The sequence below is a fragment of the Clostridium sp. OM02-18AC genome (assembly GCF_003481825.1).
In the GTDB taxonomy this organism is placed as follows: Bacteria; Bacillota; Clostridia; order Lachnospirales; family Lachnospiraceae; genus Brotaphodocola.
In genome coordinates this window covers 1-13,912 of sequence record NZ_QULW01000012.1, presented here as the reverse complement: position 1 = coordinate 13,912, position 13,912 = coordinate 1, and the positions used below count along the sequence as shown (strand labels likewise).

Here is a 13,912-nt window from a genome sequence, read left to right as displayed (position 1 = left end):
TGGAGCCACACGCCAAGACTTTCCGAAGCCATGCGCGAAGAAAATGTTACTGTTCCCACGCAATGTCCGCAGCAAAAAAACATGCAAAAATGAGGTTTCCATGAATCAGTCCGCAAACAAATCACCCAGCTTCTCCAGGAATGCAATAAAAATAATGGCGATGGTCCCTTCCATCGCCATTGCCTTTGCCATTTTTTATTTTTCCAGTCAACCGGCTGCCGAATCTACCGTTATGAGTGACGGCGTCACCGAGATGCTCTTATCCATCGCAGACAAGCTCCATCTGTTGGAACTTCAAAACATCGATGTGCCCGCAATCTGCGAACTTCTGAGTACCCCCGTGCGCAAATGCGCCCACATCACAGAATACACCGTATTCTTCCTCTCCCTGCTTTTCGGTCTGCGCACCTTTGGACTGCACGGCAAACAGCTGCTCAATGCCGCACTCGCCATCACCTTTTTCTATGCCTGCACCGATGAAATCCACCAGCTGTTTGTGCCGGGACGGTCAGGCCGTTTTACCGATGTGCTCATCGACAGCATCGGAGCTGCGGCAATCCGGCTGTTAGCGCCTATGTTTACAGGACAAACGAAAAATCGCGCTTTCCCTTCATAACTGCATAAGCCAGAATCAGGGCATGGTCAAACGCAAGACCATTCTCTGATTCTTTTAAAGACAATTCCGGTGTAAAACGCCCCGGGATCTGTTTTTCCCAAAATGGAATCTCGATCGTCTCATTCTCTCCCTGCAGTTCCAGATTCCAGAGATGCGCCTGACCGGAAAGTTCCGGTTTCGGATATTTCTGCTTTATGTCTTTTTGCTCCAGATTTTTCTGCTCCAGGCATTTCTGCTCTGTGTTCTTTTGCTCCAGATTTTTCTGCTCCAGGCATTTTTGCTCTGTGCTTTCTGTCTCACTTCCTTGCATTTCCAGATAATCCGGATTGCTTTGCGTGTTTTCCCCAGCAGTCAGCCGTACCCGAAACCACTCTGCCGCCTTTGCGTCATCTCCTGCCTTAACACAAACCTGGCTTTGCTCTACCAATGCCAGATACGCACAGGTGATCACCCAGCGTCTCGGATCACGCCCCGGTGTGCTGAAAGTACGAAGCTGTTCCAGACACCCACACGCTACGCCGGTCTCTTCCAACAACTCCCTCTGCGCGGCATCATCCACCGATTCATCCGGATTCACAAATCCGCCTGGAAGTGCATACTGATTTTGAAATGGCGGACGCCCACGCCGGATCAAGAGCACCTGCAGATCTTCCCGCTGCTTCCCATCATAAGCAAAAATCACCATATCCGCCGTGACCGAAGGCTTTGCATACTTCGAATCATCGTAATGCTTCACAAACTCCTGATCTTCTTTTGATAATTTCATGCTGCGATTCCTCCTCCAGGTAGATCCCATGCGCAGTAAAGCACCAGACTCAACCACACTTTCCCTCTTACCCGCTCCTCTTCTCTACTACATCCAATGCTCATCCAAACGCCCGTTCGAACCATTCTCTCACGATTTCTTACTGCTTCTCCAACACATCCAATGCACAGTAAAGCGCCGCCACATGCACAGCCTGCTCAAATACACCATCCCGCAATGCACTTCGCGCCTCACGCAAATCCATATATTCCACGGCCACATCTTCCATCTCATCAAGATGCTGCGCTGCCACCAATTCTACATCTGTGGCAAGATAACAATACGCGTATGCCGTAGAATTTGATGCGTTCGGTGCTGTTTTCAGCAAAAACTGCAGGTTTCCTGCCTGGTATCCGGTCTCTTCCAACAACTCCCGCCCAGCAGCCACTTTGGGGTCTTCGCCCTTTTCGATGCAGCCCGCCGGAAGTTCCAACAGAACTTTCTCCGCACCAAGACGATATTGACGAACCAGCACCAGCTGTTTGTCCTTCGTGACAGCAACCACCACTGCAAAATCCGGATCTCTTCTTATATAAAATGGGGCAATAATCCGCCCATCTGGCAGCTCGCAGCGTGATGCCTCAAGCTGTACCCAGGTATCCTGGAAAACGATGTCGCGGTTTAGAAGCTTCCACGCCATATCGCGTTGTTTCTCTGTATCACACGTTGTTTCTGGGGTGCATGTTGTTTCTACATTGCATATTTTCTCTGTGTTGCGCATTTTTTCTGCGTTGCATATTTTCTCTGTGTTGCGCATTTTTTCTGCGTTGCATATTTTCTCTGTGTTGCGCATTTTTTCTGCGTTGCATATTTTCTCTGTGTTGCACGTTGTTTCTGCGTTGCACATTTTCTCTGTATCACTTGCGCTCTCCGCACTGCACATTCTTTCTCCAGCATCAGATTTCTTCGTCACCGTGTACTTCCCCCTCTTCTGCCAAAATTTGCTGTTCACGCATACATCATGCATGCCAAACAGCGAAACACCACAGCATTTCTGACGACTCTGCTGCCTTCATTATACGAAGATGAGAAAGCAAACGCAATATAGAAAATTTCTGTTCACATCTACAGCGAATACTCCTGAATCGCCGCCACGATCGCACTGCGCTGCCACTTCACGGTCACACGGCAGTTGATCTGCATTCGTTTCGGTACCGGGCTCTGCTCATCCCGCGGCCGCACTCCGATCAATGGCTTATGATATTCGTTCGCAAGATCAATCGCAAGGTCGATCCACTCCCGATACGCATCATACATCTCCGCAAAAAGCACCACACAACCACACTCCGAAATCCGATGACGCAAAAGAAGCCGGCGCTGTTTCCGCTCCGGATCCTCCAATTCATTATTATAACTCACCGAATCATCCGTCCATTTAAAATAATTTGTCGTATTCAGCCATTCACATACCGTATCGTAACATTCCCGGCAATTTCTGGAACGGCTGATCACAATATGTCTGTTTTTCAGTACTGGCATTCTCATCCCCCTTGTCTTCGCAAAAATAAAGATAATGAAAAAGACAGTTCCACTACGGACTGTCCTTTGTAATGTAATGCCTTTATTCTACTGTACTTTCGCAAAAAGAGACACCATACTGTCAACTTTCCCGGTTATTTGTCACCTTTTGGATTGCATATCGAGGAAGCGCCAGTGGCACATCTGCTGATTCTGAAAATTCCTACCCGAATCCAGTAAGCCTTTTCTTCCTACGACTCACTTGAAACTGGCAATCTTTCTACCATCCAGCTTCCATACGGGACGCAACCTTCTCCCGGTACTTCGGGCTGATGCGGAATACTTCTCCATTCTTTAATCGGATCGCCTGGCTCTTCACCGCATCAACATACTTCAGATTCACCAGATAACTCACCTGAACCCGCACAAAATTGTAATCCTGCAGGATCTTCTCCATATCATCCAGCTTGCCGCGTACCAACGGCTTGTTGCCATTAGCCATATAGACATCGATATAATGATTCCGGCTCACCAGATACATAATCTCGTTCACGTCCCACACATGGTACTTCGCACCCTCCGGCACGATTACCTGTGTTGCGGAAATTTTTCTTTTATAGGAAATAATAGCCTGCTCCAGATCCTCATCCAGATTATTTTTTCGAACAAAATAAAGCGGATTCGTGTCAAACGAAGCAAACACTTTGTCATCATATGCGGAAACAAAAACCACTTCCCCAAAGCGGCCAGAATTTTTCCACTCCCTCGTAATATTAATTCCATCCTGTTCCGGCAGCACAATATCCATAAATACCAGCTGATACGTTTTTTCGCAAGCCTCCAGCTGTTTGATACTGTTCATCCGGTCCACTTCAAATTCCAAATCATATTTTCGGAACAAGGCTTCAACCTTGATCTGCACAAGCTCTGCCAAAATTTTATTATCATCAAAAATTAACGCATTTCTCATACCTATTCTTTATCTCCCCCAGGAAGCTCATCTACCTTGTTAGTGAAACGAATTAATTATACTAGAGGGAAATATTTTTGTAAAACGGATTTCACAGATTCAGAAGTTCGCACAAAGGAGAAAGAGGAAAATGCTGAGAAATGGGGGATTTTGCCATATAAACCGACATAAAATGAGGGACAAAATCACTTTCTCTGCAGTTCTGGAAACATGCTCTTCCAAAATTGTTTTATCGCATTTTCAGCAAAAAACTGATTCCAACGTGCAAGTAACGATTGATACTGGCTACAGTCTATCTTATATTCATCTTAAAATTTCTGCAAATCTCCTACGCATAAATCGCCACTGGAATCACAATCGCTGCTGGAGCCTTAATCTGAAACTCAACTTCCGGCAAGTGTAAATTTCTAAGTTCATCGCTTTCAAATATCTGAAGCAATCCATTCAAAGTATCTGCATCCAGAATATCCAGTGTTGTCTTCCTCAATAAACTTACGCCTTCCCCATCCTCCGCACAGACCTTGATCACCTTGCCCAGGACTTTGAAGCTGCCCCCAATCAATTCCGAGATATTGTCATTTTCCAGATATTTTTCCTGCGCAGATAATACCAGGGACGCACAATTGCTCTTCAATACAAAATCCAGGGTCTCCGTAACACGAAGCTCCTCCAGCAATGCTTCCATCTGCTGAACCTGAATATCCTCCTGATTCTTTTTCTGCGCCATCTGCTTCTTCTGCCCAACTGCAGCCACAGCCGGTTCCGTGAAAATTTTACTCATCCGGTAAACCGAAAGGAACTTTTCTAAAATATCGATCAATGGATTTTTCATCAAAGCGCCTTCCACCTCAATGAAATCTCCCGTATGAATTTCACGAATGTTTAGCGGATCTGATGCCATACAGGTAAGCATATCCTGCTCGATCAACTGCCTGCGAAATTCCGAGAACAGCGATGCACTCGTATGGAAACGCGCTTCCTTGCTCACCCACTGATCTTCCTGTTTTTTCTCTCCGGAAGCTTCTGCTCCGAGTTTGATTTTCAGCACACGGCTCAGCAAACTGCCCGTATTCATTTCTGCTTTCGTGGTTCCACTCACTGCATTGCTGTCCTGGGATGTCGTACTGATCTCGCTGACCATGGAAAATCCATTCTGCAGGATTGCAAGCATATCCAGCACGACTTTCTCATTTAAGTAAACCGGCAATACCAGATGCTCTCGTTCTGTCATATTCTCTCTCATATGGTAACCTCCTTTTTCCTAAGATTACCACAGACAGAGTCTTTTCTCGTCCGCTGCCAGCGGACAACCTGCCCTCCGGTACTGCTTTCTTAACCGCTTTCTCAGCCTCCGAGAATACTTATGATCAATGCTGCTGCACATAAAAACAAGAACAAATACCCACATCCAAATAACAACTGTTTCCAGGCACTGCCTTTCATTGCAGGAAATTTCTTCCGCATCTTCGCATAATTTCCAACAAAAAAGACAGAAAACAGCATGTATATCCACACCATGATCCGGTTTACCCACAGAGCATATCCGCTATACAATGCTCCGTTTTTATCGTGAAACTCCATCCCCAGACAACAATACGTGATCATCCAATAGCCAAACACCGCTGTCAGAATCTTCCAGATACGGCCAGTCCGAAACCCAACCGGCAGATACCATTTTGGGGGATATAGTTCCTTATATTCTTTTCCGATATTTTTTCGTTTTCGTTTCTGTGAATCATTGTTCGGATCCATTTGTGGCTTTTCCTGTGCATGTCTCTTTGCACCTGCTTTTTTCTCTGCAGCGTTTTTTCTCTTCACATTAGCATTTCTTTCTGTTGTCCCAGAATCCTTCTTTTCCGATAAACAACAGCGTTTCAGTGCCATTTTCAAATCTTCCACGCTCTGATAACGGGTCTCCACATCCATCTGAATACAGGTCTGGATCACCACTCCTAATGTTCCCTCATATCGTTTATTTTTAGGAAAGTCTCCTGTCAAAAGCTTATTTAATATAATGCCAAGCGCATAGATATCCGTGCGAGCATCCGACTGCCCAAAACCATACTGTTCCGGCGCAGCATAGTCCCGAGTTCCCATCAGATAAGTGTCTTCCATCTGCCCCGCCTGGACTTCTTTCGCCGCATTAAAATCAACCAGCTTGATCACCCTATCATTGCTGATCATAATGTTCGACAGTTTCAGATCCCGATGAATGACCGGTGGCTGAAGGCTATGCAGCTGTTTCAGAATCTCGCATAGCTGCAGCATGAACGAAACAGCGGTATCCTCCTGCACGCTTCCATGTTCCTCCAGATATTCCTCCAATGTTTTTCCGTGAATGTATTCCTCAATCACAACCAGTTTCTGATCCTGCTCCACGCTGCAATAAATCTTTGGAATCCCTGAAATCTCCAGCGTCCTCAGGCGTTCGTACACCTTACGGTTATACAGATCGATTTGTTTTTTTACACACAGCTGCCCCGTCTCCACATGACGCACCAGATAGACTTCTTTTTTCTCTTTCAGGCGATCCAGCACCCGGTAGCAAGACAATTCATACTCTTCCTGTAATGTCATATTACAAACTCTTTTCCCCTTATTTATCTTCTGATATAATGATGTTGGGAACAAAAGGTCTTTTGCCCCTGGGTATCATCTCATAACTATATTAGCCCTAAATCCACGAAAGAAGGAACACTCATGTCTCAGTCCGATACCACCGAACTTTTCCATCTTTTTTCCAAAGTCCGCACCGAAAAAGAGATGGAACAGTATCTAGCCCAACACACTGTCACCACCTCCATCCGCGATTACTTCAACGACTATATTGCCAGCCACTCTGTCACCACTGCAGAGATCGCCAGACGCTGCAGCGGACTGATCTCCAAATCGTATGTATATGATCTGTTAAATGGTCAGAAAGAACAACCTTCCCGGGATATCATCCTGATTCTCTGTCTCGCTGCCCACATGAACCGGAAAGAAATGCGCCGCACGCTGGAACTGTTCCAACTGCGCGATCTTTACGTCAAGGATTCCCGCGATATCATCATCGCCACTGCGATCAACCTGGAAAATTTTGATATCGATGCCATCAACGACAAGCTTGCAGCTCATGGATTGGAGATTCTGAATGGGAAAAAGGCATGATCGGAATCACATCCCAATCAAGGCTTGACTGCATCCGAAGCTGTTGCCAGCGAAGCACCGTTCCCTTCCGGGCTGATGCTGCTATTCCCAGTTCCATTTCTATTTCCATGCCATTCTATATCCCAGTTTCCATTTTGCATGTAAAACTGGTTTATTATAGTTACCGCATTCTGCTTCGGTTGGAAATACGTTTCCTGCACTGCATCATGTAAGAAATCTCCAGAAAAACCAATTGCCACTCCCAGCATAACTGCTGCAATTTTTTGAAGAACTGGTCGTCCATCTGCTATGTTCCGAATTTTTTCATATATCCAGTTTTCCCAGTGTTTTTCGCTTTCCGCCAATTCTTTCAGGGCACTCCATAGACGATTGATACACCGAACCGGCACTGTTTTTTTGTCACGTTCGATTGTCGAATACAATGTAATGCTATCCGATACCAATTGCTGTGTGTTCTGTTTTATCTGGATTTCCAAAAATATCTTGATTTTTTCATCATTTAATGATTTTTCCAGTTTCCGGCATATCTGCTCCGTATCATGCCCTTTATTACGCATAAATGCGAAATAATACATCCACAATCTTTCAACGCTGGAACTATTTCTAATATCTATAAAGGAAACACATATATCCGTTTTTTCCACAGCACCCTCTGCATTATGAAGATGTTGCTTATCAAAAGTTTTTTCACCCACTTTATTTCTATCCCTCCAACCTTCTTTCAAAATTTCCCTTTTGACGTCTGCCCAAAACGTACGTTCTTTCTTCTATGTTAATAAATCTTCTCCTTAAAATCAATATGAATGTTAACTAATATTATAAATTTCTATTCTCTTGAAAATTCAAGACCTGCTCCACGCGCCAACGTCGCTGCACGCTCGTTTTATACGCCTCCGCGGCCTCCGATTTTTCCAAATTGATCCAAGCTTCACGCTGTAAATCATTCACATAAACCTGCCCTTGGTGTTCCAATACATCGCATACGAAACGATATCCTTCTTCGCTTCCGGCAGCCACGTTATTCAGTGCACGAGACAAGTAAGTAGAAAGGCCACAGAAATCGCGGTCTTTAAATTCCGGTTTCAGACACAGCTCCGTCAAACGGGCAAGTTCTGACCAAAGCACTGGATCTTCCACCATCGCAATGGACTCAAGCGGCCCAGCATAACTTGGATTTCCTGGTACTGTCTGCTTCTGCTCCAGCAGTTCCCGGTAAGCACGCAACCCGCGAATATCCTGTAACTGAATCAACCATTCATACACTGTCATGCGAATTTCCTCCGCTTCCAGTCCCTAGACCCATCATACGTATGGTCTTCTTTCCATACCTCACATCCGGCAAAGTCTACCTGTTCCATATACTTTTTATAAAATGTTTCTGCGACTGTTCTCATAACCGATGGAATCTCGCTTTCCTTTTGATCCTGCAGCCACTGCCATACAAGCCGCACCTGAAGTGCTTCCCATACCTAGTCATTTCCAGCAAGCAGATTCATCCATTGCCGCACTGTTTTCCTCTCTCCTGCACAAACATGATAATCTTGAATCACTTTCTGTAAATCCATTCGACTTTCTAGGTGATAAAAAATATCATCTAACTCCCACACTTCCTGCGAACTTAAGTCATCCACATCTATCTGTCGCAAACATTCTTCCAACAATTCCAGATAATGTGCACGGTCTCCCACTGCCCTCTGATAAGAAGCTTCCCCTGTGCGTCGACATGCTTCATAATCTATATAAGGTCGCACATGAATGATGTTCCCGGTCCTGTCTTGATACAACATCCGCAGTTCTTCATACACCAGATTTCCGGCATTCATAAGATCCAGGCAATATGCTGCCTCAGCATCCCTCAACTTTCGCTCCTGATACTGCTCCAAAATCCATACAGACACCGGCTCATCCAACAAACGACGCAAAAGATATGTCTGCGCGTAATGCCCATCCTGACTCAGGCTATCCCGTAAAAGGCGGACAAACAATTCCTGCTTCGTCTTAGTCTCTTCAAAATACTTCAGCAGTTCCTGATCTATCGTATACGTGCTATGCACAGCGGAAGTTCTGTATAAGTGCTCCATTGCCAACCAGTTCTCAGCTTTCCGACCGTAGTATACCTGCACCATACAATGAACCGCCTGTTCTACGATTTTTTCCACCCCATAAATATGAATAAATGCCCCAGTAGCAGTCAGCGTATCAAGAAGTCTGCGGGCCGCATACGCTTTCGATACAGAAAGTAATGCCTGATGGAGTTCGAAAGACTCATTACCAAAGAGCAATCCATACGACGCCATACAGATCCGCCATTTCAAAACATACATAGAAAGTAGAAATACAATAACCTCAAAAACAACCGTGAAAAATCAATTTTTTACATAAAAGATTTTATGTTGAAGAAAACAACAAATAAAGACTATACTATAAGCAGTAAAACATTATTAAATACACTAATTTCCATTCCAGATAAAACTGCAATTGAGATATCCAAGATTGATATTTCAAAAATACAAAAAACTTTGAAAATAATACAAAAAAAGAAAATTATAATTCTACCCGAAATATCACGCTGTGTTTGTTTCTCTTTACTTTTGGTACAGAAAGAAGGAAATTATGTCATTTGAAGTGGATAGATATATCAGAAGACTTCCGTATGCTGAATACAGGCAATGTTCCCAAAGCAATACCTGAAAATCTTGGCAACTGGCTAAAAAAACTAGTATTTGAAAATGAGACATCCAAAAATGCTACTTATGTTTTTGGTAATCTTGGAACTGATTTTAAAAGTCCGCTTGAAGAAAGCAGAATTAATGACATTCTAACAAGTATCGCAAATACGGATCCTGAAGATGCTTTTTCCAAATTATTAACTCCTCAAAACATTCGTAAATGGGTGTTCCATCATCTACTAGAAACCCTTCCATTGCAAGACGTTATGGAATATATGGATATTTCTATTAACAATTTGAATAGTTATTTAAGTCAAAGCGCTTTATCTCACTATGTAAAAAACGATTTTTCAAAAATATATCCTCTTGATCATATCGCCAAAGAATTAAACATCTAAAAATATATAAAAATGCGAATGTATCTTACTCCAAGACACATTCGCATTTTAGATAGTATTCAAATTCTCAAATTTTATCTTCTACATCTTCCTTGACTTTTTCCATCTTCTGTCAAGTTTGTTTTTCATACTCTACCCTGTAATTTCCCAAGCCACGATATTGTTCTTCATTCTGGAATGCAGCACTATTTTGCTGATCATATGGCATATCTGGAATTTCCGACAACTGTTCAAACATAATCTGCGCAATTTTTATTCCTTTATGTAGAACAATGGTATTTTCGGATATATTCTGAATCCGTAAGAAAGCGTATGTAACATGCCCTGGCTGATAATGCGGTCCAGATACAACCAAGCCTTGGCGCATTCTGGAATTCTTTTCGGCTATGCGTCCCAATATATCTCTCGGAATGATTAACTGCTGCCCAGTGCCTATTCAGGTTTTATCCGTTCATTCCATATTGCCGCATTTTTGTTCCTGTGTATCTGTTTTATCGTTCTGGTTTTTCTTGCCCCTCAGTACCTCATAATAGCGCTGCATTCTTCTGTGGAAAGAGGTATTTCCATTTGTGGTCTCTAAATCCAGTGTAAAAACGTCTTTGATTTCTTTATCCATCTTAGCCCTCCATCTTAATGATCGGAAGAGTCTTCTGTTCAATATCATTCCCAGTAAAACTCCCAATAATATTCCTCATCGTTTCGGCACTCCAGAATCGTTGTCAAAGCCTTCCCCAGCGAGGTCCGAAGAGTTTCTTCTGTCTGTTGAGTAGAGTATCTCATCCAACCGTATCTTTTCATACTCATACGACAACACTGACATATCGTCATCAAGCGGTTGTCTTGCGGAGTCGCGGCTAAATTTTATCATCATTCCATAATATGGTTTCTTGAGAATACTCTTTTCAAGGATATCCATACTTTCAGATATGTTCTTACAACAACTACTCAAACGCCAGCTTACAAATGGTCTTTGCTGCACTTCCATTTGCTTATCAAATTCTTCATTTTGTGCCCGAAACGATTCTTCATCATCTGCTTCCTCAAAATCAAGTTTCTCATAATCGATATTTTCCGTCTCGGCAGATTCTTCGTTCAAACTGTCTTCCACATCATAATGCCACGCAAGACCTTTCTCCGATACCTCATAATTCTTCATAAACTGCAGTAACAAAAACGTATCGGAAAGAATTGCATCCGCATACTTTTCACATGCCTTTTGGCTCTCCATGCTGGCCAGATGTTTTCTTACCCAATCCGGCATGTTTTTGATGACATCCAGCGGATAGCTTGATTCTAAATACGTTTCATCCGGATGGTTAAGCGCATCATAGGTCATCGGTGACATCAAAATACGCTCACGAATAACATGCTGAATCTCTTCATATTCCGAAAGAATTCTTTCCAATTCCCAAATCTCGGCATCGCTCAAAAATTCTTTTTTCTCCTCAAACGTCCGTCTGAAAACCGGAATTATATCCGGCAACTGTTCCCATGTTATCTGAATCCTGTCTTTTGGCTTCTCGTCTTCGTTCCGTTCGTCTATCCCGCCAGCAGCCACAAATTCTTCATACGCTTTCTTCTCTGCCCGCTGATGCGGAGTCATCTGCATCTTTATCTGTTTATAAGTTTCGTAATACATAACCGCTGCATAGTAATTCTGCAACTCCTGCCAGGCCAACTTGTTATGCCTATAGTTGCCTGTAAGTTCCACAATAAATGAGACAAAGAAAGAGCCAGCCGCACCGGTTGTAAGGGCAAAAACAAGATCATACCAGATGGAGTCCTGCGGTATTACTGCCATAACCACACCAAGTGCCGCCATGACTACTGCAGAAAAAACAGCACAGGCAATCAGTGTCGTTTTCGGATAAAAAGCAAACGCTACAAATTGTAATGTCGATTTTATTCTAGCACTAACTCTCATGTTTGCTCCTTTTCTTAGATGCGATATTCTGGCACCATACGTATTCTTTTAAATGCCAAAACAATGATTTTCTAAGCATTTTGTAATTGTAGTCTATCATATGGTTCACTAATCAACAACAGGATTCCTTGGCTGCTTTTTTTGAAAGTTTCAGTCTGGATTTTCTCCAAAATCATACTTCATTTCATCGAGAGTAGAATCATTTTTCATACTTAGAATTACCGGCAAAATTGCTCCTATAAAACCAATGATAATCGACGTGACCGTAATAATAGCTGTCAATGCGTCATTCAAATTATCGCTTGCCAAAAACTCTATTGAACCAAATTTCCAAATCAACCATGCCCCAGAAGCCGCTATTATATACGGATATATTCTTTCCTTTAACAACAATAATTTTTTCATTATTATCGCTGACAGAGACTCAACAGGTCCTTTCTCCTCTCCAGATATGTTCTACACATTTTTCTACGTGCCTGCAGAAAATCAAGCGGTTTCTTTTCGATTATGTCGAAATCAATATAATCATGAGATGTGGTTTCAAAGATATCTACCATCTCAATTCTTGCTTTATCGTCATCTGACATACTTTTCAATTTTGCCCGCGCACTTCCGATACATCCAGAATTTTTTTGAATGTCTTCAATCAGATCATAGGAATTTTGAGGATTTAGCTGCGCATCCCTTGCACGTCCAACACTAATTGTAATTTTTGCAGAAACTCCATCATATCTGCCAATGCTGTTAATAATACTGCTCAAAGGTCCGTCTTCATTCACCGATTCCATATTTGAAAACGAAAATTCAATCGTCCTTATGTATTTATTTCGCAGTTTATTTTTCGTAAAATGATCAGAAATAGGATAGAAAACTACTTTTTTCGAAACATCGTATCCATTCTCCTTGTTAATCCACTCAGCCAGTCTGGAAACACCTACTGACATTCGGTTCTGCTGTATCATACAGATAGAATTCTTCCAATCATACAAAACGGTCATATCTTCGCCAAGAGACTCATCATCCTCAAGATCAATAGGTTCTGCCGATTGTCCTTCTCTAATTTTAGACGGAACATTATAATCCCGTAATTTGTAAACCCGGAATACATATAGTTCCTCTTTTGGATCATGATATAATTCTTGAAAATTCACTTTTGTATCCGTCAATTCAATATTCTTATACATCTGATCTTCTTCTGATACTGAAGCAAGCCAATTCGTAAGATCATAATCTTTTGCTTTTTCTTTGTCACTCTCTGTAGACATTAAACAAACTTTATAATATGTGAATTTTATTGGTCTTTTGTATATAATTCCCATTTGACATTCTTCTCCCGTTCCTTTTTTACTCATTCTGAATCGTTGCGAGAAACCCAAGTAACATCAAATTTCCCTCTCATAATTATTTTTATATTAACATTATACTTGGAATATAGAGCATATTCAAGGCACTGCAGGTATTCTGAAATTTTCATGACGGAAGGAAAACAGCATCCAAGTGGCAGAAATAACGTAAATCTGATACAATGGACTCATCAGAAAAGGAGTTCCTGCCATGGCGATGAAATACACGGAAGAACAATTGAATATAGTTGACAAGTCTATGCTGGTTCAGATGTTTTTGCATCAGCAGGAACAGTTAGAACAGCTCAATGACAAGCTGAAGTCACTGGATGATAAGATGCAGGCCATGATGGAACAGATTGTCCTAGCTAATAAAAATCGATTTGGACGTTCCTCTGCAAAGATGAAGCATACCCAGCAGATACCGTTTTGTTCCTGCAAAAGTGGAAGTCAATGAGCATCACCTTGGCGTATACGCCAGCAAAACAGTGGACACACGGTAAAAGCAAAACATATCACCGGGAGTATCCCAAAGTTTGTGTAAACCTTCAAATTGATGTAAGATAGACTTACCAGTTT

At 42.6% G+C, this 13,912-nt stretch carries 17 protein-coding genes; 4 read left to right on the top strand and 13 right to left on the bottom strand.

All coding sequences use genetic code 11. The features are described 5' to 3' along the window. The first annotated feature begins 100 nt into the window (after positions 1-100). Entirely contained in the window at positions 101-616 is a 516-nt protein-coding gene (locus DXB18_RS09585; RefSeq protein WP_182430534.1) for a VanZ family protein, read from the top strand. Here the strand turns inward: DXB18_RS09585 and DXB18_RS09580 are convergent. The 6 genes from DXB18_RS09580 to DXB18_RS09555 form a co-directional block, all read right to left on the bottom strand. Next, positions 579-1,382 carry an NUDIX hydrolase gene (locus DXB18_RS09580; RefSeq protein ID WP_182430533.1) on the bottom strand — a complete coding sequence of 268 codons (804 nt, stop codon included), beginning with the start codon at positions 1,380-1,382 and terminating at the stop codon, positions 579-581. The genes DXB18_RS09585 and DXB18_RS09580 overlap by 38 nt on opposite strands. Before the next feature lie 139 nt (positions 1,383-1,521). Continuing rightward, positions 1,522-2,061, bottom strand: a complete 540-nt coding sequence (locus DXB18_RS09575) for an NUDIX hydrolase (protein ID WP_243103308.1) — start codon at positions 2,059-2,061, stop codon at positions 1,522-1,524. Between the two features lie 425 nt (positions 2,062-2,486). Next, on the bottom strand, positions 2,487-2,900 hold the full coding sequence (locus DXB18_RS09570; RefSeq protein WP_118542357.1) for a TIR domain-containing protein: 414 nt from the start codon (positions 2,898-2,900) through the stop codon (positions 2,487-2,489). 259 nt (positions 2,901-3,159) lie between these two features. Continuing rightward, positions 3,160-3,849, bottom strand: coding sequence for a LytTR family DNA-binding domain-containing protein (locus tag DXB18_RS09565; RefSeq protein WP_118542355.1), 690 nt, complete (start codon positions 3,847-3,849; stop codon positions 3,160-3,162). A gap of 328 nt (positions 3,850-4,177) precedes the next feature. Further along, entirely contained in the window at positions 4,178-5,092 is a 915-nt protein-coding gene (locus DXB18_RS09560) for a hypothetical protein (protein ID WP_118707466.1), read from the bottom strand. Between the two features lie 101 nt (positions 5,093-5,193). Further along, on the bottom strand, positions 5,194-6,426 hold the full coding sequence (locus tag DXB18_RS09555; RefSeq protein WP_118707464.1) for a serine/threonine-protein kinase: 1,233 nt from the start codon (positions 6,424-6,426) through the stop codon (positions 5,194-5,196). A 123-nt stretch (positions 6,427-6,549) separates the two neighbouring features. On the opposite strand from DXB18_RS09555, the gene DXB18_RS09550 reads away from it, so the two are divergent. Continuing rightward, complete coding sequence (locus DXB18_RS09550) at positions 6,550-6,999, top strand: hypothetical protein (protein WP_118542349.1); 450 nt, start codon at positions 6,550-6,552, stop codon at positions 6,997-6,999. 17 nt (positions 7,000-7,016) lie between these two features. On the opposite strand, the gene DXB18_RS09545 is transcribed toward DXB18_RS09550, so the two are convergent. The 3 genes from DXB18_RS09545 to DXB18_RS09530 form a co-directional block, all read right to left on the bottom strand. After that, a complete protein-coding gene (locus DXB18_RS09545) occupies positions 7,017-7,724 on the bottom strand; it encodes a hypothetical protein (protein ID WP_147354154.1) in 708 nt (235 codons plus the stop codon). Between the two features lie 91 nt (positions 7,725-7,815). Beyond that, positions 7,816-8,268, bottom strand: coding sequence for a hypothetical protein (locus DXB18_RS09540; protein ID WP_118707462.1), 453 nt, complete (start codon positions 8,266-8,268; stop codon positions 7,816-7,818). A gap of 200 nt (positions 8,269-8,468) precedes the next feature. Further along, entirely contained in the window at positions 8,469-9,296 is an 828-nt protein-coding gene (locus tag DXB18_RS09530; protein WP_118707458.1) for a hypothetical protein, read from the bottom strand. Positions 9,297-9,619: 323 nt separating this feature from the next. On the opposite strand from DXB18_RS09530, the gene DXB18_RS09520 reads away from it, so the two are divergent. After that, positions 9,620-10,066, top strand: coding sequence for a hypothetical protein (locus tag DXB18_RS09520; RefSeq protein ID WP_118707454.1), 447 nt, complete (start codon positions 9,620-9,622; stop codon positions 10,064-10,066). A gap of 451 nt (positions 10,067-10,517) precedes the next feature. Here the strand turns inward: DXB18_RS09520 and DXB18_RS16180 are convergent, their stop codons facing one another. The 4 genes from DXB18_RS16180 to DXB18_RS09500 form a co-directional block, all read right to left on the bottom strand. Beyond that, complete coding sequence (locus DXB18_RS16180) at positions 10,518-10,682, bottom strand: hypothetical protein (protein ID WP_182430531.1); 165 nt, start codon at positions 10,680-10,682, stop codon at positions 10,518-10,520. A gap of 75 nt (positions 10,683-10,757) precedes the next feature. Further along, positions 10,758-11,990: a hypothetical protein gene (locus DXB18_RS09510; RefSeq protein WP_118707450.1), complete on the bottom strand. Its 1,233-nt coding sequence runs from the start codon at positions 11,988-11,990 to the stop codon at positions 10,758-10,760. Positions 11,991-12,140: 150 nt separating this feature from the next. After that, positions 12,141-12,395: a hypothetical protein gene (locus DXB18_RS09505; RefSeq protein ID WP_118707448.1), complete on the bottom strand. Its 255-nt coding sequence runs from the start codon at positions 12,393-12,395 to the stop codon at positions 12,141-12,143. A 2-nt stretch (positions 12,396-12,397) separates the two neighbouring features. Then, positions 12,398-13,342: a DUF6731 family protein gene (locus DXB18_RS09500; protein ID WP_207665777.1), complete on the bottom strand. Its 945-nt coding sequence runs from the start codon at positions 13,340-13,342 to the stop codon at positions 12,398-12,400. A 202-nt stretch (positions 13,343-13,544) separates the two neighbouring features. Between DXB18_RS09500 and DXB18_RS09495 the strand changes: the two genes are divergently transcribed. Continuing rightward, positions 13,545-13,790, top strand: a complete 246-nt coding sequence (locus tag DXB18_RS09495; protein WP_118707444.1) for a hypothetical protein — start codon at positions 13,545-13,547, stop codon at positions 13,788-13,790. The last annotated feature ends 122 nt before the right edge of the window (positions 13,791-13,912 follow it).